Origin of the sequence: Klebsiella sp. MS 92-3 (assembly GCF_000195655.1) — a bacterium.
Classification (GTDB): domain Bacteria; phylum Pseudomonadota; class Gammaproteobacteria; order Enterobacterales; family Enterobacteriaceae; genus Klebsiella; species Klebsiella pneumoniae.
On sequence record NZ_GL882709.1, the window covers coordinates 7,179 to 26,433 of the forward strand.

Below are 19,255 nucleotides of genomic sequence, written 5' to 3' on the forward strand. Positions count from 1 at the left end.
GCGGCGCGCGGGGGGGGGGGGGGGGGGGGGCGAGATTGTTCAGGCCGTTTTGCGGAACCGGCGCGTCAGACGCTTCTCGATTTCCACCACCAGGAACATGGCGACGCCGATGACCAGAGTGACAAACCAGTAGCGCAGCGGCAGCGCTTCCGTACCAAACATGCTCTGCATCAGCGGGACATAGATAATGACCAGCTGCATCAGCAGCAGGACGCCGGTCACCAGCCAGATGCCTTTGTTGCGCAGCAGACCCATGCTCAGGGAGAAGCTGTCGCTGCTGCGGCAGTTGATCATGTAGACCCACTGCGCCGTCACCAGCATCTGCAGCAGCACGGTGCGGATAAACTCCGGACTGTGGCCGCGCGGCGCCAGCCAGGCCTCAAGGATAAAGGCGGCAATCGCGATCATCGACCCGACGAAAGCCACTCGCCACACGGCGAAACCATCCATCACATGCTGGCCGGTTTTACGCGGCGGACGGTTCATCACGTTGCGCTCTGCGGCCTCAAAGGCCAGGCCGAAGGAGAGCGTCGCCGACGTCGCCATGTTCATCCACAGGATCAGCACCGGGGTCAGCGGAATAATGTTCCCCGCCAGCAGGGCGATGATGATCAGCAGCCCCTGCGCCAGGTTGGTCGGCATGATGAAGAGGATGGTCTTCTTCAGGTTGTCATAGACCCGACGGCCCTCTCTTACCGAGCTGGCGATGGTGGCGAAGTTATCATCGGTTAACACCATGTCGGCCGCCTCTTTGGTGACTTCGGTGCCTTTGATACCCATGGCGATACCCACGTCGGCCTGGCGCAGCGCCGGCGCGTCGTTAACGCCGTCGCCGGTCATGCCGACCACTTCGCCGTTATCCTGCAGGGCTTTAACCAGGCGCAGCTTATGCTCCGGGCTGGTACGGGCAAAGATGTCGTACTCCACCGCCGCCTTCGCCAGCGCCGCATCGTCCATGTGCTCCAGCTGGTAGCCGGTCATGGCCTGGCTGCTGTTGGTGATCCCCAGCATCTGGCCGATGCTCATCGCCGTCTGCGGGTGGTCGCCGGTGATCATTTTCACGCGGATGCCGGCGGTCTGGCAGGCGTGGATGGCGTCAATGGCTTCCGGACGCGGGGGATCCATCATCCCGGCGATGCCGAGGAAAATCAGTCCCTCCTGCAGGTCCTCATGGTTGAGGGTGGTGGCATCAAGGCTGGCCGGCTTACAGGCCGCCGCCACCATCCGCAGTCCCTGACGGGCGAAGCGCGCCATCTCCTCTTCCCAGTACTGCGCCTCGAACGGCACCGCGCCGTGGCGGCTCATCTGCTCGCGGCACATGGCGAAGATAACGTCCGGCGCACCGGTGATCAGCACCCGGGCATTGCCATCGATGTGCTGCAGGGTCGACATATATTTGTACTGCGAGTCAAAGGGGATCTTGGCCACCAGACGGGCCTCCACCGCCGGGAGCTGCGCTTTCGCCGCCAGCACTTTAAGCGCCCCTTCGGTCGGCCCGCCGGTGATCCCCCACAGACCGCGCTCATCCTGGGTAAGCTGGCTGTCGTTACACAGGTCGATGGTGCGCAGCCAGGTCTCCAGCACGGTGCCGGGCTGAACCTGCACGGGCTCATCGCTCCCCTCGAGGAAGATCCGCCCCTGCGGCTCGTAGCTGTCGCCTTCCACCCGATAGCAGCAGTCGGCGGTGATGATCGCTTTGACGGTCATTTCGTTCATCGTCAGGGTGCCGGTTTTATCCGAGCAGACCACGGTCATGGCGCCGAGGGTTTCCACGGTCGGCAGCTTACGAATAATCGCCCGCTTGCGCGCCATCGTCTGCACGCCGAGCGACAGAATAATCGAGATGATCGCCGGCAGTCCTTCCGGTACCGCGGCTACCGCCAGGCTAATCAGCGACAGCAGCAGCTCGCCCATCGGGATATCCCGCAGCGCGAGGCTGAAGATAAACAGCGCCACCATCATGGCGAGAATAATGGCGAAAATCGCTTTGCCGAGCTTATCCATCTGCACCAGCAGCGGGGTACGGTGCTTCTCAATACCCGCCATCATCTGGTTGATATGGCCGAGTTCGGTCTGCGCGCCGGTGGCGGTCACCACGCCGACGCCGCCGCCGGCGCTGACGGTGGTCCCGGAAAAGACCATGTTCACCCGGTCGCCCAGCGGCAGATCGCCCTCCAGCGCGTCGGTGATTTTATCCACCACCGTCGACTCGCCGGTGAGGATCGCCTCTTCCACCCGCAGGTTGTGCGCCTCAATCACCCGTAGATCGGCGGGGATACGGTCGCCGGCGCGGATCACCACGATATCGCCAGGTACCAGCGAGGTGGTGGGGATGGTTTCATGGTTGCCCTGACGGATCGCCACCGCCTCGCTGGACAGCATATTGCGGATACTCTGCAGCGATTTTTCCGCATTACTCTCCTGAATGAAGCCGATCAGCGCATTGACCACAGCCACGGCGAGGATCACCGCCATGTCGATCCAATGGCCCATCACCGCCTTGAGCAACGCTGCCGCCAGAAGGACGTAGATCAGCACATCGTTAAAATGCGCAATAAAACGCAGCCAGGCGGGTTTACCCGGCTTCTGCGGCAGGGCGTTTTCGCCATACTGCTGCAGGCGCGTAGCCGCCTCTGTTCCGCTAATCCCTTCCGGCGAACTCTGCACGCTGGCGAGAGTCTCCTCGACGGAGCGCTGATAATAGGGCGCCCCCGGTTTATCTGTATTCATACTCTTTCCCTCGATTTCTGAAGCGGAAGTCAGGGCGACATCCCGCCATCATCAGCGCACAACGAACACTGGTACATGGGCATAGCGCACGATATTGGCCGCTTCCGAGCCCAGCAGATGAGTCTGGATCCCCGGATTGCGCGAACCGACAATCACCACATCCGCTTTCAGCTCATCGGCCAGGGCAATCACTTGATCGCGAACATTGCCACTGCGCACATAAAGATGGCTGGCGTCTTCCGCAAGCCCATTTTTCTTCACCAGCTCGCTCAGCTTTTCCTTAGCGGTATTAAGCAAATGGTCTTCCATCTTTCGGGCATCAGAGATAAATCCGCGGGTTAATACAGGAGAAAAGGCCGGAATAACATGGATAAGATGAATTTGCCCGGCAGAATGTTGGGCGAGGAATTTCGCATGAGAGAGCGCTTTGTCGGCCAGGCCCGCATCAAACACGTCAACGGGAACAACGATATTTTTATACATGAGATAATCCTTTTATTACCAATACAATGCGTAGTGATGAATAGCCCCTTACTTGGGGAGGAACGAAATCTCAACAACAGAAGCGGCGAGCGGAATAGATGTTATTAAACGTAGCACAGGAAAATTAACATTAGAAAATGGCGGATTAATAGACTGAAAAATATTATAAAAACCGCATATTCCCTGCGGATCTCCTGCGCTTTCCCCTCAATGCCGCCAACGCTCGCGGCATTCTCTTTTTTAACACTTCATATTTTCTCCGACTATGCTGATTACAAGCAGGCATGCCGCTCCGAATGTCCGGTGGTCACAGTGGGGGCCGAATTAAATGACATTCACGGTTCGGGTGGGAGTAAAGGGAGGAAATTATGTTGGGTTATAGCCTGTTACGCCTGGGTTTGTTTGTCGCGCTGGCCATTGTCGCCTGCACAGCGGTGGGGCTCTTCACTTATCTGGTCGTCGCCGCTCTCGCAGAATAAGCAGGCGCCATGTAATAAAAATGTAAAATAAATCCTGAATCTGAGGGGAATATTGTGAATCGTTATTTTTCTCTCATCCCGGTTGTTATTATATTTACAACCGCTTGCGATCAGAAAGCACCCACCGTCGAGTCCGCCCCGCGCATGGTTAAAGTGGCGCAGGTGACCGCCGTGGGCAATACCCAGCAGCGAACGTTTCCGGCACGCATTGAGTCTGGCGATTCCACCGAACTGTCGTTTAAGCGGGGTGGCCAGGTGGAGTCGCTAGATATTCGTCAGGGGGCAAGCGTCGCCCAGGGGCAAACGCTGGCGCGCCTGAATGCCCGCGAGGCCCAGCAACGGGTCAATGAGCGGCAAACGGCGGCCACTCTCGCCCAGCGTCAGTTCGACCGCTTCCAGACTCTGGCCGGGCGCCAGGCGATTTCCCAGGCGGAGATGGACGTGCAGCGCGCCAATCGCGATGCCGCCAATGCGGCCTTAAAAATCGCTCGCGAAGAGCTGGCGCAAATGAGCCTCATCGCGCCCTTTAGCGGGATTGCCGCCGGCGTGCATATCCGCAACCATCAGGTGGTCGCCGCCGGCCAACCGGTGATCACCCTGACGCGGACCGACCTGCTGGATGTGGTCTTCAGCATTCCCGAAAATCTGTTCACCTCCCTGGATATCCGCAATACCGCCTACCGTCCCGTCGTCAGGATCAATACCCTGCCGGGCCGCGAGTTTACCGCGGAATACAAAGAGCATACCGGCAGCAGCGACAATAGCACCCTCACCTGGCAGATCGTGTTAACCATGCCGCGGCCAGATGATTTTCCCGCCGTCGGCGGGGTCAGCGGCACCGTGACGGTCAATCTCGGCAATTTACCGGCCAGCGCCGGACGGGAAACCCTCATTGTGCCAGCGGAGGCGGTGTTTAACCCCGATAACCGGCCAAAGAACGAGCCGGTAGTCTGGGTGGTGAAAGGCGATAACGCGCATCGATATCTTGAGGAGCGTAAGGTCACCGTCGGCGAGGTGACTTCGCAGGGAGTGGCGATCACCGACGGTCTCCGCGCGGGTGAACAGGTGGTTGCGGCGGGCGTGAGCGAGCTGCATGCCGGGCAGCCGGTGCGGGTCTGGACGCGTGAACGAGGATTATAAATGGATATTTCCCGTCAGTTTATTAACAACCCGACCCGCGTCTGGTTAGTCATTTTGCTGTTAGGGGTGGGTGGCCTGCTCGCCCTGCTCAATATCGGCCGCCTGGAAGATCCCGCCTTCACCATCAAAACGGCGGTGATCGTCACCCACTACCCTGGCGCGTCCGCTCAGCAGGTGGAAGAGGAGGTTACCCTGCCGCTGGAAAACGCGATTCAGCAGCTTCCCTCGCTGGATAACGTCAGCTCCATCTCCTCGAATGGCTTATCGCAAATTACGGTGAATATTGCTTCGCAGTACCATTCCAGCGAGCTGCCGCAAATCTGGGATGAGCTACGTCGCCGGGTCGGTGACGCCAGCCGCCTTTTCCCCCCTGGCGTAGTCCCCCCTTTCGTCAACGATGACTTTGGCGATGTGTTTGGCTTTTTCTTCGCTATCTCGGGCGACAGTTTTACCAACCCGGAGCTGGTGCGCTATGCCGAACAGTTGCGCCGGGAGCTGGTGCTGGTGCCGGGGGTCGGTAAAGTCGCTATCGGCGGCGTCATTCCGCAGCAGATCAATGTGGATATCTCGCTGGCGAAGATGGCGGCGCGCGGGATCACCCTCAACCAGCTCGCCGCAATCCTGACCCGACTCAACGTGGTGTCCAGCGCCGGGGAAATCCGCGTTGGCAGCGAATCGATCCGCCTCCACCCCACCGGTGAGTTTCAGAGCATCGATGAGCTGGGAGATCTACTGGTCAGCCCTCACGGCGCCAGCGCCACCACCCGACTGCGGGATATTGCTACGCTGTCGCGCGGGCTAACCGACTCGCCGGCCAGTATCTATCATGCCAACGGGCGCCAGGCGGTGACCATGGGAGTTTCTTTTATCCCTGGCGTCAACGTTATTGACGTCGGCCACGCTCTCGAGGCCCGCCTCCAGCAGATGGCCGCCGACAAACCGGCGGGCATCGACATCGCTATTTTTTACGATCAGGCAGCTGAGGTCGCCCACTCGGTCAATGGCTTTATTACCAATTTTCTGATGGCCCTGGCGATTGTCGTCGGCGTGCTGCTGGTATTTATGGGGGTGCGCAGCGGGATTATTATTGCTCTGTCGCTGGCGCTCAACGTTCTCGGCACCCTGCTTATTATGTATATCTGGGGGATCGAACTACAACGGATCTCCCTCGGAGCGCTAATCATTGCCCTGAGTATGTTGGTGGACAATGCCATTGTGATTGTCGAAGGGGTGCTCATCGCCCGTCAGCAAGGCTCTCCGCTGCTGGGCGCGATTAACTATGTGATCCGTCGCTCTGCCCTGCCGCTGCTTGGCGCGACGATCATCGCCATCCTCGCCTTCGCGCCGATTGGCCTCTCCCAGGACTCTACCGGGGAGTATTGCAAATCGCTGTTCCAGGTGCTGCTGATCTCCCTGATGCTGAGCTGGTTTTCCGCTCTGACCATCACCCCGGTGCTTATTAAGTGGTGGCTGTTTAAAAACGCCCCGTCGGCCGCCGCCGCGGAGGAAAAGGCCGATCCTTACCGCGGCAGCTTTTACCGTGGCTATCAGCAGGCGCTGCGAATACTGCTGCAGCAAAAGACCCTGACCCTGGTGCTGATGGGTGCGCTGTTAGCCGGAGCGATCTGGGGCTTTACCTTTGTTCGGCAGAATTTTTTTCCGTCATCGAATACGCCTATATTCTTTGTCGACCTGTGGCTACCCTACGGTACCGATATAAACGCCACGGAGAAGATGACCCGGGATATCGAGCGGTCGATAGCCGGTCAGCCGGGGGTGGTCACCACCGTCTCCACCATCGGCCAGGGCAGTATGCGTTTCATTCTCACCTACAGCGGGCAGCGCCAGTACAGCAACTACGCGCAGATTATGGTGCGGATGGATGATCAACGCGGCATCGCCCCTGTCACCCGCCACGTGGAGGACTGGATTGCCAGAAACTACCCGCAGGTTAACGCCAGCACCAAACGCATTATGTTCGGCCCCTCCGGAGATAGCGCGATTGAGGTGCGCATTAAGGGCCCAGACCCGGATACGCTGCGCGCGCTGGCGAGTCAGGTAGGCGATATCCTCGCCGCGGACCCGGCGACCGACAGCGTGCGTAATGACTGGCAGAACCGCAGCAAAGTGATCCGCCCGCAGTATTCCCCGGCGCTGGGACGCGAGCTGGGGGTGGATAAACAGGATATTGATAACGCGCTGGAGATGAATTTCTCCGGGAGTCGCGCCGGGTTATATCGTGAAGGGGCCGATCTGCTGCCAGTGATCGTCCGGCCGCCGGAAGCAGAACGTCAGGATGCCAACCATCTGAATAATGTGCTGGTCTGGAGCCAGAGTCGCCAGCAATATATCCCGCTGAGTAACGTCATCAATGGTTTCGCCCTGGAGTGGGAAGATCCGTTGATCCTCCGCCGGGATCGTACCCGGGTGCTGACGGTCCAGACCGACCCCAGCCCGCTAAGCGGCCAAACCTCGGGTGATATTCTCGCGCGGGTGAAACCGCGCATTGACGCACTGCCGCTGCCCCACGGCTACCGTATCGAATGGGGCGGCGATGCCGAGAACTCCAGTGAGGCGCAGCAGGGACTGTTTACAACCCTGCCGCTTGGCTATCTGGTGATGTTTATCATAACGGTGCTGATGTTCAGTTCGCTGAAAAACGCCGTCGCCATCTGGCTGACCGTTCCGCTGGCGCTGATCGGGGTCACACCCGGCTTTCTGCTTACCGGCATCCCCTTCGGCTTTATGGCCTTAATCGGCTTGCTCAGCCTGAGCGGTATGCTGATCCGTAACGGCATTGTGCTGGTAGAAGAGATAGAGCAACAAAAACAGGAGAAAGATCAACGACAAGCTATTATTGATGCGGCAACCTCTCGTCTGCGGCCGATCCTGCTGACCGCCTTCACCACCGTACTTGGCCTGGCCCCGCTGCTGCGCGATGTCTTTTTCCAGAGTATGGCGGTGGTGATCATGTTCGGCCTCGCCTTTGCCACCGTGCTGACGCTGCTGGTTCTGCCGGTGATTTACGCCTGCTTTCACCATAAGGATATGACGCCTCAACGATGAACAGTACCGGTCTGAGCATTATCAAGACATTAGGCTGTATGACAGCGGTGACCTTTTTCACCATCTATAACACCTGGGATCGCTTTGATTATGACTATCACTGGATCCTCGGGCTGCTGACATTTATCTCGACCATCGCGACGCCGCTGTTTTTTGTCGTGGCCGGCTATCTTGATGCGCAGACGCGCCACGATGCCAACTGGCAAATTGGTAAAATTAAAAGCGTGGTCATCGTCTTTCTGTTTTGGGTGACGGTCTATTATGTCTGGGAGCCTTACCAGCGCGGCTACCTGATCCAGCCCTGGTTTATTTTCGCCCTGATTGTCATCTATACCTTTCATCCTTTGATCGCCTGGCTCAGCCAGCGGCGCGGGCTCTTTTTCGCCGTGCTCCTGACGCTGCTGTGCTGCTCCTACGGTTACGACCTGCTCTCGGTGATCTACCCGGACAGACATCTTTTCAGTTTGCCGCCGCAGTATCGCCTGTGGACATGGCTACTATTTTATTTAACCGGGCAGTTGTTTAACGATCCAAAGGTCGCGGAGTGGATACGCAACCCACAGGTGATTAAAGGGTCGATTATCGCCCTGCCCTTTGTCTATTTATTTACCTGGTTTTATGAACGCCATTTCTTCTTCGCCCTGTTTAAAGCAGATCGTAATGCGTTCATTCTCACGGGATCGCAAATTTATATCCTGATCGTCCTGCTGGTGATCGCCGCTAACGCCGTGCAGTTTAAAAAGAACCGCGAGTGGAAAGAGGCCGTGCTGGCGACGGTCAGTAAAGCGATGACCGGGGTTTATATCCTCCACTATTCCGTGTTTCACCTGCTGGTGATGCTCATCCCTGTGCACTCGCTAGCCACCAAGTTGGGGGTAATAGCGCTGACCTTTGTCCTGTCGGTGCTCATTTCCCTTGCCGCGCTCTCCAGTACGCTGCTCAGGAAGGTGATTACCTTGTAACCGACAACGGGACGATTTAGCGGAAGCTCCACTGGATACTGATCACAAACACGCTGGGAATAATAATGCCGCTTTCAACGGCGAAATAATCGGTGAAGTTATACTGGATAGCGTGGTAGATATAGGGTGAAAAGCCGATCCCCGTGGCGTCCTTAAAGTCTTTATAGGAGCCATGATCGCCGCAATGCTCGAAGGCGTCGAAGAAGAATTCGCCGGTATAGCCGTAAACGCCTTTGAAGGTCCACCCGCTGCCGCTGTGGTACCAGTCTCTTCTCACCCCCAGCGCCAGGCAGCGATCGTTGAAGCTGTTATTCATAGTGCCAAGCAGAAGGCTGTATTTGGAGTCTGCAGAGAATTTCCGCTCCACTGAGAAAAAATGATTTTCGAAATTCTCTGTATATTGTCCGTGATTATTGGTCAGATGGTAAACATAGGAACCGGTATTCACAGAATAGAGGTTAAGTTCGTTCGCCTGCGCGAGAGAGGCTAACCCGGCCAGGAGCATCACGCTTTTGCCGCGCATTTTCCCTCCTCAGTCCTCAAGGCCTGTCCAGGGACAGAAAGCTTTTGCCGTATTTACCGGTCGTGACAGGGGTATAAGACTCGACAGGGAAATGGGGGAAAAATAACGATGCCAAACCGCCGCGTCGTTACCAAAAAGCGTAGCACAGCCCTTATTCGCCAACAAATCGAATGGGCCGTTTACGACATGGCAGACGTTACCCCTTTACCTTACTGTGCAAAAAGCAGACAAAGCCTCATCATATTTTCCGCTATGCTCAGACTCCGACGCGGAAGAAAGCCACCTGTCGACGACAGCGTTGCTGTTTACCCCTTCGCGCGTCGGCGCAATTTCATGCATTTCGCCAGCCATGACAGAATTTTCACAATTGGCTTTCTTCTACCATCATCAGCTTCTTCCCGCTGGTTTTACAGCTAAATCCTGCACAACCCGACTTTTCTGTACAAGTTATCACTTAATAAAATTATTATAAATCAACAAATTAAAACACACACAAAAAATAAGCCGTTACGTTGTACATATAGTAATGAAAAAAGTTGTACATAGTGAAATCAGCGTCTATAGTTTTGGAGTGTTAACTGCTTGTTGCGCAACAAAGCGGGGAAGCTTGACGATTGCGCAGCGAGTCGGACGGTGGTTCCTGGTTATACATTTCCTGTTCGTGACTTGGCGCGTACCAACGGTACGCTGCGACTTTTATTGTCTGTTTGCTTTATACGTGGGAGAGTTCGAGCTATGCATATTAAAAATACCATTCCAGCAGAGTTTGTCTTCAATTCGGCCCTGATGAAGAATATTGAGAATACGCTCATTAAGCAGCACAGAACGGTAAATAATGAGCGGATGATTACGGAAATCCAGCATCGTCTGCAAACGGAAAGTAACGAAATACTTTCCGATCTCTATCTGCAGGCGCTGGATATGCTGTACAGCAAACCTCATCATTAAATAAACCCACTGTGCTGGCAGCAGGCTTCGACCTGCTGTACCGGCGCGCCTGGGTCTCTATCGGCTAACTGAGGCAAAAAAATGTCACACCATAATACTTGCTATCGTTCTGAGCATTACGATCTGTGGTTTGATAATGGTTTTCTTCTCTATGGGATGTCGCTGATCCTGAATAGCCTGCCGGCATCTTACTTCCGCAAAAAACATGTTTTCTTCACCAGCGACAATTATTTCGCGGTACTGCAGCACAACTATAATCGGCGGGATACATTATTTATTCTGTTAACCGAAGGCAACGATCTTAATTTTCTTAGTGAACTGCCTATGCTGCGCTTACCGGCCAACTCGACGCCGGAAGAGTTAAAGATATTTCTGCATCAACCCACCCGCTATTACAAAACCCATCCGGCGCCAGGCGCCTCGGTGCAGTTTACCGAGCGGGAAAAGAAAGTTATTCAACTTATCAGCAATGGCGAAGCGGTCGCCAGCATTGGCCGGTCGCTAAACCTGCATATAAAAACCATTTATCAGATCCGGCTGAATCTGATTAAAAAGCTCGGCTGCAGCGGTAGAACCGATTTTTTTAATATCAGCCGCAGCGAAACGTTCAAATCCTGGAGCCAGATTCACCTGTAACCCAGCACTCAAGCCCTGATCCGCACCACGGATCGGGGCGCTTAATTTTGGCCGTGAAAATGGATGCTGAAGCCCTGCTCCTGCCAGTGGCTGAGCAACTCCTCCTGCAGAGGCGTGGCGGCACGTCCGGTCCAGACGAAAATATGCTGCCCGGGAAATAGCTCAGGCCGCGGCGACTCCAGCGGTTCGGCGAGAACGTTGACATGCCAGCCGCGTTGGGAAAGACGCCATGCCTCCAGCCACAGACGCGTCCTGTCCTCATTGCTCCAGCCCACCAGCAGCGTCTCTTTGCCATTTTTTTTACGCGCTTCGGCGAGAAACAACGCTACGCAGTCAATTAACAGGCCGTCCAGCATGCTGCTAATCACCAGCGAGGTATTCTGATCCAGCTTGAGACGCTGTCGTACCGGCACTAACAGGCTATCGATGAGGGTGTCGACGGGGTGTTGATGACTGAGCGCCATTAATTTGGCGCGGATTCTGGCGGGCTGCATATAACGCAGAATGGACATCATTTCTTCCTGAAGATGCGCGGATTCGTCGCGCGCCGCCGGCAGGTTATCCTCCAGCAGCGCTTTGACTTTCCCTACTGATACACCGCGCTCTATCCAGCGCTTGATCTCTTCGATACGCAGGATATCTTCTTCATCAAATTGTCGATGCCCGCCTTCGCTACGCTGCGGTTTCAGTAGACCGTAACGACGCTGCCAGGCGCGCAGTGTGACCGGATTGATTCCGCAACGTTCGGCGACTTCACCGATACTGTAAAACGCCATAGCAGCCTCACATCAACCTGATACCTTAATACCTAAACTAACGAATTCAGGCATCCTGTACAACTCTATTTTCTTGTACAGATAAAGATATCAGGTTGCGGCTCACAGCGCCCGGGAAAAAAGATGAAAAAATGTTTAGTTGATTTCGCGGTGGTTCATTTTTTCTCCGGCCATGCGACGGCGGGTAGGCCCCCCAGGCGCGCGCTGGCGAACAAATTGCCCTGAAACTGTGAAATACCGGCTGATTCCAGCCACATCCACTCTTCAGCACGCTCAACGCCGACGGCTGAGACCGCAATCTCCAGAGAAGTACAGCATTTGATAATCGCCTGTACAATCGACTGGCGCGGTCCGTCCTGGTGGATATTGCGTATCAGCTCATGGTCGATTTTAATTCTGTCGGGTTGGTATTGCGCCAGCAGCGATAGCCCGGCAAACCCGGCGCCGAAGTGATCGATGGCAAGATTAATTCCCGCGCCCTTCAGTTTGCGCACCGCATCGGTAAAATCGTCCATCCGCGAAATCACTTCCCGCTCAGTGAACTCGACAATAATCTGCTCCGGAATAAGGTCATTGCGACTAATTTCGTCGAGCAGGAAAGCCACCGCATTCGGCGCTTTGACCATGGTCATCGGCAGTAAATTAATGCTTAACGCCTTATTACGTAAACCTAATTTTCCCGCCAGCGACAACGCCACCCGTTTACTGTGCAGGTCGGCGAGATAAATATCGTCCCCGGTCAGCCCGGCAAAATAGGCGCCGGGGGATTGCCCGTCCGGTGTACGCAACAGCGCTTCCCACGAAATAATTTCGCAGGCGAAAGGGTCGACAATCGGCTGGAAGGCAAAGGAACAACCTTCCGTATTATCGATAATCGGGGTATCAGGATAGAACGTCTCCTTATCAGGAATAAAAACCCAACTATCTGCGGAAGGAATCTCAAAATAGTTCGCTTTTTCTGTGGCTTCGACAAAAGTACGGAAAAATTGCAGCGCCCGGTCATCATAGGTGAGCTGATATTTTGACGTCCCCCGGTCCATCACCGCCTGCAGAACTTCCTCGCGATCGTGTTCGCGTAAATCAAACAGTTCCATCCCGACCTTACCAAAACGACGGGACGGCGCATAATCGCAAAGCAACTCCACCAGATTATAGTGGCGAGGATCCTGGCAGATATGCTGATAAATATCCTGAACCTTTTCTTCAGGCCCCTCAATGAGTTGAAAAAAATGCGTCCCGTTAAAAAGTAAAATACCGGTGACGTCCGCCTGCCCATTTCTTTCGTTTGCCCTGGCGACCATGGCCTCGATCGATTTGAATGAGACATTGTCGCAGATATGGCTGCGATAAATGATGGTGGTTAGCATAGTGATTCCAGATGGGAGGGATAAGCATTCACAGTAGCAGTTATCAGGCTAAGGGTCTCGTAAAACTACGTTTTGTCTTAACAAAAAAGATACACTAAAAATCCCTTTTTTGTGCAAGGTTTTCCCTTTTTTTCTTTCCTTGTACAACATGCAACGCTAAACCCCACCTTTACAAGCCAGAACCGCGCCAGTCAAAAAAAAATTAAACAATTAAAAATCATATAGTTAAACTAACATGAATCATTATTGTGCAACTTTGTGTGTACAGGTTAATAATTATTGTATAAGTTTAATGGCAGTTAACAGATGAATGAAATGAAAGGAGCACATATGCAGCAGAATGGTTACATTCCAGATACAGCGAACGCAATTGCCCAGTATTTCAACAAAGCATCTTTGCCTTCCCAGCAGGAAACCCTGGGTCAGATCGTGATGGATATTCTTAACGAAGGGCGTCATCTCAACCGCAAAGCGCTATGCACCAAACTGTTGAGCCGCCTGGACCGCGCTCGCGCGCCGGAGGAAGAGAGCCACTATCAGACCTTAATTGGTCTGCTGTTTGCTGGCCAGGAATAACGTCATCGATCGTCGCCTGTTGCAGCGCCGCAGTAGCAGATGAGGGGCGATCGCTTCCACAAACCTGCTGCTGACCTGAATGCCCGTTCGCCTATTCAGGAAAAGGGTGGCATGCATAGAGACGGTTATGAATAACAGTGAAACTGAGGAAATAACCGATGAAATCATCGGCGAGGCGGTTCTAGCGCTTCTGAAAACGAATCGCCCGATTACCACCCCGACCCTGCTGGTTCGACTTCGGTTAATGCAGGCGACAGAACCAGATCGCCAGCGTAGAAAGATCATCGCTGCCGTGATCGAAGAAATTTGCGCGAAGCTTATCCGTCAGCGGAAGTACGCGCCTTTACAGGTAAAGAAAATCAATGGCCGTTGGGAAACCAGAGGTTCGCTGGCGCCAGACAGCATGCCGTCGGAAGCTAAAAAGATCCACTGATTATCCCAACCATGGTGAATTAAACAGAGTGAGAATGTGATGAGACAGACTATGCATCAGCAACCAGATATTTACGCAAGACTGCAGGACACCGCGCTCTCCGACTATTTCCGTAACGCCGGTGATAAACTGGTTGATGAGTCCGCCGTCATGTCGCTCGCCATCAACAGTATTCTCCAGTCCGAGGGTCACCTGAACAATAAGGCCATTATTTTATGGCTGATTCAGGCGCTGGAAACCACCGATGACGTGGTGACCGCGGACGTGATCCGAAAAACGTTGGAGATTGTCGTTGGCTACACCATGGACGATATCTAACGTCGCCACGCTTCTGGCCCGCCAGGACAACGCCTTCTCCGCAGAGCCTGTCCGCTCTGAGCAAAAAAACCCTCGCTAAGGCGAGGTTTTTTCTTTTACCTGATGGCGGTTCAGTGGGCGTTGACCACTACCCACATCGGCCCCTGCCCAACCGCATAGCGGCCTTTCTCCTGCAGCAGTCCCTGCTCACCGACGATGTCGTACACCGCGATATGGTGCGACTTCTGCCCGGCGGCAATGAGATATTTACCGCTGTGATCGAGGTTAAAGCCGCGCGGCTGGGTCTCGGTAGGCTGATAGCCTTCCACCGCCAGCACGCTACCATCTTCCGAAACGCTGAACACCGTGATGATGCTGGCGGTACGATCGCAGGCGTAAAGATGACCGCCATCCGGGGTGATATGAATATCCGCCGCCCAGCGCACGCCGCTAAAATCAGGCGGCATCATATCCAGGGTCTGTACACATTCGATGTTGCCCTTAGGATCTTTCAGCTCCCAGACGTCAATCGAGCTGTTTAGCTCATTGACGCAGTAACCATACTGCTGGTTGGGATGGAATACCATGTGACGCGGACCGGCGCCCTCGACGGTCGTCACTTCCGCGGGCTCCTGTGCCGAGAGGAAACCATCGTCGCTGAGGGTAAACAGGCAAATGCGATCCTGCTTCAGCGCCGGCACCCACAGGGTGCGATTATCCGGGGAGATATTGGCCGAGTGGCAGCCTTCCAGCCCTTCCACCACGGTGATGGTTTCGCCCGGCAGGCCATCGTGCAGCGGGGTCACGCTCACACAGCCCTGATTGTAGGAGGCGCTGAAGACAAAACGGCCATGGTGATCGGTAGAGATATGGGTCGGGCTGCCCGGCAGCGCAGCTTCGCCCGCAAAGGTTAACGCCCCGTTATCCGGCGTGATGCGATAGGCCAGCACGCGAAACTCCGGACGAACGCCAACGTACAGAAATTCCTTGTTGGGGCTGACCACCATCGGCTGGACCTGCCCTGGGGCATCAACCACCTGCACCAGCGTCAGTTTGCCGTCCGCTTCAAGACTCCAGACATGGATTTGTTGGCTTTCCGGGCTGGCGGTATAAACGGTTTGTTTCATGACTACTCCTTCCCTCACTGCACGTGGAATTTTCATTTTCAGGATAACAGCACCCTGAAAATTATAAGACATCCGCCCATGATACTCGCATCGTCCGCCGAATTTCCGCCGGACGGCGGCACAAAGGGCATACAGACATTCACGGCAGATGTGGAAAAATTGGTCCTGACGCCACGGCGGTGTACCATCATGGCCAGGTCACTTTTCAACATCAACCGGAAATAACACATGACAACACGCGTGATTGCCCTGGATTTAGACGGCACCCTGCTTACCAGCAAAAAAACCATTCTGCCCGCGTCGCTGGAGGCGCTGGCCCGCGCCAGAGAGGCAGGCTATCAGGTCATCGTCGTCACCGGACGTCATCACGTCGCTATCCATCCTTTTTATCAGGCACTGGCTCTCGATACACCTGCAATTTGTTGTAATGGCACCTATTTGTATGATTATCACGCAAAAAAGGTTTTGGCCGCCGATCCTATGCCGGTAGAGCAAGCGGTAAGCCTCACTGCCATGCTCGCCAAACAGCAGATCCACGGCCTGGCATATGTGGACGACGCGATGCTTTATGAACACCCCACCGGGCATGTGATCCGCACCCGCAACTGGGCGCAGGCGTTACCGGAAGATCAGCGTCCAGTTTTCGCTCAGGTCGATTCGCTGGCGCAGGCGGTTCGCGAAGTTAACGCGGTATGGAAATTCGCTCTCACCGATGACGACATTCCCCGCCTGCAGCGGTTTGCGCAGCAGGTTGGCGAGACGCTGGGCCTCGAGTGCGAATGGTCGTGGCACGATCAGGTGGATATCGCGCGCGCCGGCAACAGCAAAGGCAAACGCCTGGCGCAATGGGTGGCCGACCAGGGGCTGTCGATGCAGGATGTGGTGGCCTTCGGCGATAACTACAACGATCTTAGCATGCTGGAAGCGGCGGGCACCGGGGTGGCGATGGGCAACGCGGTGGACGAGGTGAAAGCCCGCGCCAACATAGTCATCGGCGACAATGAGTCCACCAGCATCGCCGAGTTTATCTACCGCCAACTGCTGTAATCAGGCGGCGATCGACACGCTTTTGATCTGGGCAAACACCTGCTGACCTGGCGCTATCGCCAGGTCGTCCCGCGCCCATGGGCTAATCCTGGCCCATAGCAGACGGCCACTCACTCTGAGCTGCACTTCAATCTGTCCGTTGACCTCCAGACACTGAGCCACCTCGGCGCGCAAGATATTGCGGATGCTGGTCCCGGACGGCTGGGCCAGTGTCAGCGAAACGTCCGACGCCTGAATGCGGATCCGTGCGGTGTCGCCTGCGGGACGTTCGAGCCGGTTGACCCACAGCAACTGGTCCCCCAGCGCCAGGGCCGTCATCGCATACTGCGGGTGCTGCGCGGCGACGGTGGCGCTAAGGATCGTACTCTGCTGTTCCGCCGGCAGCCAGGGGTGCATCACGCTGCTGCTCCAGACCTCCTCCAGCGGACCGAAAGCCTTCACCTTACCGGCCTCCAGCACCAGCACACGATCGGCCAGATGCTGGATCTCATCCAGCGAGTGGCTGACGTAGAGCATCGGAATATGAATCTCCTGCGCCAGCCGCTGCAGGTAGGGCAATAGCTCGCGTTTGCGCGGAATGTCCAGCGAGGCCAGCGGCTCATCCAGCAGCAGCAGCTCTGGCGCGGTCAGCAGGGCGCGGCCGATAGCCACTCGCTGCTTTTCGCCGCCGGATAACCGGCCCGGCAGACGATCCAGCAAGGGCGCAATCCCCAGCAGATCCACCAGCTTATCGAACTGGCTGACCATGGATTTCGCCATCCCATACTGCAGATTGCCGCGCACTTTATAATGGGGAAACAGGCGCGCATCCTGAAAGACATAGCCGATACGGCGCTGCTCCGGCGCCAGGCAGATACGCTGCGCGGTGTCGTTCAGCACCCGGCCATTGAGCACGATCCGCCCCGCCTGGGGTCGGGTCAGGCCGCTGATGGCGTTAATCAACGAGGTTTTGCCCGCGCCGGAGACGCCAAAGACGGCGGTGATCCCGCTGGCGGGCAGAGTTTCACGGATCTGCAGGCAGTGGCTACCGAGGGGCTGGGTAAAGTCCAGCTCCAGCATCATTATCCTCCCATGCGCTGGCGGCTCACGCGGGCCAGCCATTCCGAAATCAGCAGCGAAACCAGCGCCAGACCGATGGCGATGAGGCAGAGGCGGGCCGCCGCCCCCTCCCCGCCCGGGGTTTGAATCAAGGTGTACATAGCCGAAGGGAGGGTGCGCGTTTCACCGGGAATATTGGAAACGAACGTGATGGTCGCGCCAAATTCCCCTAACGAGCGGGCGAAGGCCAGCACCGTGCCGACAATAATCCCCGGCAGAGTCAACGGCAACGTAATGGTCAAAAATCCCCGCCAGCGGCTGGCCCCGAGGGTTCTCGCCGCTTGCTCCAGTTTGACGTCCACCCCTTCCAGCGCCAGGCGAATGGCGCGCACCATCAGCGGGAAAGACATCACCGCCGCCGCCAGCACCGCCCCGCGCCAGCTAAAAGCAAAGCTGATGCCGAACCAGTCATACAGCCAGCTGCCAATAAACCCGCGCCGCCCCATGGCCACCAGCAGCAGGTACCCCACCACCACCGGAGGCAGCACCAGCGGCAGATGGAGAATACTGTCGAGCAGGGCCTTGCCGGGAAAGGTGCGCCGGACCAGCAGCCAGGAAAAAAAGATGCCAAAGGGCAGGCTCAAGGCCACCGCCAGGGAGGAGACTTTCAGGCTCAGCAGCACCGCCTGCCATTCGGGTTCGCTCAGAAACATCAGCGGGTGGTAAATCCGTAACGTTTAAAGATAGCGGACGCTTCCGGCCCTTTCAGGTAGTCATAGAAGGCGCTCACAGCCGCATTGCGGTGCCCATCGACAATCGCCAGCGGGTACTCGACTTTCTGATGCGAGGCTTCCGGGAAGGTGCCGACCACTTTCACCCCCTTGCTGGCCACGGCATCGGAGCCATAGACAATCCCCAGCGGCGCTTCGTTGCGCTCCACCAGCGCCAGCGCACCGCGCACGTCTTCAGCCGGGGCGAGCTTCGGCGACAACGTCTCCCAGGCACCGAGTTTCTGCAGTGCCTCTTTGGCATAGATACCGGCCGGGACATGCTGTGGATCGCCCACCGCCAGACGGCCTCCTTTCAGCAGGCTGGTCCAGTCGGTTTTCTCATCAATGGTTATCGCCCCCTGCGCACTGGCTTTCGGCGCGACCACTACCAGGCTGTTGCCAAGCAGAGTGGCGCGGGTTGCCGGATCGATGGCCTTTTTATCTGCCGCGTAATCCATCCATTTCTGATCGGCGGAGATAAACAGGTCCGCTGGCGCACCCGCTTCTATCTGCCGCGCCAGCGTCGAAGACGAGGCAAACGACGACACGACCTCGACGTTTTTTTCTTTCTTGTACGCCTGGGCAATATCCTGCATCGCGTTGGTTAACGATGCGGCGGCGAAAACGGTCACTTTACCCTCTGCCGCAAGCGCCTGACCCGCGACGCACAGCGTGAGTGATACCCCGACAACCCCGCGTAACCAAGAACCTGCCATCTTACTCTCCTGTCAATGCGTTATGTAGTCGATAATATAACGATATGCGAAGCGTTTTTATAGTGATACAGGACAATAAAACGAAGGGAAATGATACAGGAGGGAAATAGCACAGCGCCCGGTTAAACCGGGCGCCGGGAA

Annotated in this window: 19 protein-coding genes; 9 read left to right on the top strand and 10 right to left on the bottom strand. The window is 56.1% G+C overall.

Going from position 1 to position 19,255, the window contains the following annotated elements:
* Positions 1-39 precede the first annotated feature (39 nt).
* Positions 40-2,730 (bottom strand): cation-transporting P-type ATPase, encoded by a 2,691-nt coding sequence (locus HMPREF9538_RS26290; protein WP_009483831.1) that lies wholly within the window; start codon positions 2,728-2,730, stop codon positions 40-42.
* A gap of 51 nt (positions 2,731-2,781) precedes the next feature.
* A complete protein-coding gene (locus tag HMPREF9538_RS26285; protein ID WP_004183465.1) occupies positions 2,782-3,213 on the bottom strand; it encodes a universal stress protein in 432 nt (143 codons plus the stop codon).
* Between the two features lie 533 nt (positions 3,214-3,746).
* Between HMPREF9538_RS26285 and HMPREF9538_RS26280 the strand changes: the two genes are divergently transcribed.
* The 3 genes from HMPREF9538_RS26280 to HMPREF9538_RS26270 are packed head-to-tail and all read left to right on the top strand — an operon-like array spanning position 3,747 to position 8,860.
* Entirely contained in the window at positions 3,747-4,832 is a 1,086-nt protein-coding gene (locus tag HMPREF9538_RS26280) for an efflux RND transporter periplasmic adaptor subunit (protein ID WP_004147662.1), read from the top strand.
* A complete protein-coding gene (locus tag HMPREF9538_RS26275) occupies positions 4,833-7,898 on the top strand; it encodes an efflux RND transporter permease subunit (protein WP_009483833.1) in 3,066 nt (1,021 codons plus the stop codon). It abuts the gene before it with no gap.
* 38 nt (positions 7,899-7,936) lie between these two features.
* The gene (locus HMPREF9538_RS26270) at positions 7,937-8,860 is read left to right on the top strand and encodes an acyltransferase (RefSeq protein WP_002895284.1); all 924 of its coding nucleotides are present in this window, start codon (positions 7,937-7,939) and stop codon (positions 8,858-8,860) included.
* 16 nt (positions 8,861-8,876) lie between these two features.
* On the opposite strand, the gene HMPREF9538_RS26265 is transcribed toward HMPREF9538_RS26270, so the two are convergent.
* Together HMPREF9538_RS26265 and HMPREF9538_RS31995 are read right to left on the bottom strand one after the other, a co-directional pair.
* Positions 8,877-9,383 carry a hypothetical protein gene (locus HMPREF9538_RS26265; protein WP_002895283.1) on the bottom strand — a complete coding sequence of 169 codons (507 nt, stop codon included), beginning with the start codon at positions 9,381-9,383 and terminating at the stop codon, positions 8,877-8,879.
* A gap of 204 nt (positions 9,384-9,587) precedes the next feature.
* Positions 9,588-9,734 (bottom strand): hypothetical protein, encoded by a 147-nt coding sequence (locus tag HMPREF9538_RS31995; RefSeq protein ID WP_009483834.1) that lies wholly within the window; start codon positions 9,732-9,734, stop codon positions 9,588-9,590.
* A 384-nt stretch (positions 9,735-10,118) separates the two neighbouring features.
* Between HMPREF9538_RS31995 and HMPREF9538_RS26255 the strand changes: the two genes are divergently transcribed.
* Together HMPREF9538_RS26255 and HMPREF9538_RS26250 are read left to right on the top strand one after the other, a co-directional pair.
* Entirely contained in the window at positions 10,119-10,331 is a 213-nt protein-coding gene (locus HMPREF9538_RS26255; protein ID WP_002895280.1) for a biofilm development regulator YmgB/AriR family protein, read from the top strand.
* An 81-nt stretch (positions 10,332-10,412) separates the two neighbouring features.
* Positions 10,413-10,967, top strand: a complete 555-nt coding sequence (locus HMPREF9538_RS26250; protein ID WP_004151695.1) for a helix-turn-helix transcriptional regulator — start codon at positions 10,413-10,415, stop codon at positions 10,965-10,967.
* A gap of 41 nt (positions 10,968-11,008) precedes the next feature.
* On the opposite strand, the gene HMPREF9538_RS26245 is transcribed toward HMPREF9538_RS26250, so the two are convergent.
* On the bottom strand, positions 11,009-11,743 hold the full coding sequence (locus HMPREF9538_RS26245) for a MerR family transcriptional regulator (RefSeq protein WP_004176830.1): 735 nt from the start codon (positions 11,741-11,743) through the stop codon (positions 11,009-11,011).
* 155 nt (positions 11,744-11,898) lie between these two features.
* Positions 11,899-13,110 (bottom strand): diguanylate phosphodiesterase, encoded by a 1,212-nt coding sequence (locus tag HMPREF9538_RS26240; protein WP_004176831.1) that lies wholly within the window; start codon positions 13,108-13,110, stop codon positions 11,899-11,901.
* A 330-nt stretch (positions 13,111-13,440) separates the two neighbouring features.
* Here HMPREF9538_RS26240 and ycgZ point away from each other — a divergent pair, with 330 nt between their 5' ends.
* From ycgZ to HMPREF9538_RS26225, 3 genes are all read left to right on the top strand, one after another.
* Positions 13,441-13,686, top strand: a complete 246-nt coding sequence (gene ycgZ, locus HMPREF9538_RS26235; RefSeq protein WP_004151693.1) for a regulatory protein YcgZ — start codon at positions 13,441-13,443, stop codon at positions 13,684-13,686.
* Between the two features lie 127 nt (positions 13,687-13,813).
* The gene (locus HMPREF9538_RS26230) at positions 13,814-14,119 is read left to right on the top strand and encodes a hypothetical protein (RefSeq protein ID WP_004147654.1); all 306 of its coding nucleotides are present in this window, start codon (positions 13,814-13,816) and stop codon (positions 14,117-14,119) included.
* A 51-nt stretch (positions 14,120-14,170) separates the two neighbouring features.
* On the top strand, positions 14,171-14,437 hold the full coding sequence (locus HMPREF9538_RS26225) for a biofilm development regulator YmgB/AriR family protein (protein WP_002895168.1): 267 nt from the start codon (positions 14,171-14,173) through the stop codon (positions 14,435-14,437).
* Between the two features lie 110 nt (positions 14,438-14,547).
* Here the strand turns inward: HMPREF9538_RS26225 and pgl are convergent, their stop codons facing one another.
* Positions 14,548-15,543 carry a 6-phosphogluconolactonase gene (gene pgl / locus HMPREF9538_RS26220; RefSeq protein ID WP_020316492.1) on the bottom strand — a complete coding sequence of 332 codons (996 nt, stop codon included), beginning with the start codon at positions 15,541-15,543 and terminating at the stop codon, positions 14,548-14,550.
* Positions 15,544-15,771: 228 nt separating this feature from the next.
* On the opposite strand from pgl, the gene HMPREF9538_RS26215 reads away from it, so the two are divergent.
* Entirely contained in the window at positions 15,772-16,590 is an 819-nt protein-coding gene (locus tag HMPREF9538_RS26215) for a pyridoxal phosphatase (RefSeq protein ID WP_002895164.1), read from the top strand.
* Here HMPREF9538_RS26215 and modC read toward each other — a convergent pair whose 3' ends face one another.
* The 3 genes from modC to modA are packed head-to-tail and all read right to left on the bottom strand — an operon-like array spanning position 16,591 to position 19,114.
* Positions 16,591-17,649 (bottom strand): molybdenum ABC transporter ATP-binding protein ModC, encoded by a 1,059-nt coding sequence (gene modC / locus HMPREF9538_RS26210; RefSeq protein ID WP_032456967.1) that lies wholly within the window; start codon positions 17,647-17,649, stop codon positions 16,591-16,593.
* Between the two features lie 2 nt (positions 17,650-17,651).
* Positions 17,652-18,341, bottom strand: coding sequence for a molybdate ABC transporter permease subunit (modB, locus tag HMPREF9538_RS26205; RefSeq protein ID WP_009483838.1), 690 nt, complete (start codon positions 18,339-18,341; stop codon positions 17,652-17,654).
* Positions 18,341-19,114 carry a molybdate ABC transporter substrate-binding protein gene (modA, locus tag HMPREF9538_RS26200; RefSeq protein ID WP_004176834.1) on the bottom strand — a complete coding sequence of 258 codons (774 nt, stop codon included), beginning with the start codon at positions 19,112-19,114 and terminating at the stop codon, positions 18,341-18,343. The genes modB and modA overlap by 1 nt, the downstream gene beginning before the upstream one ends.
* Positions 19,115-19,255: the final 141 nt, after the last annotated feature.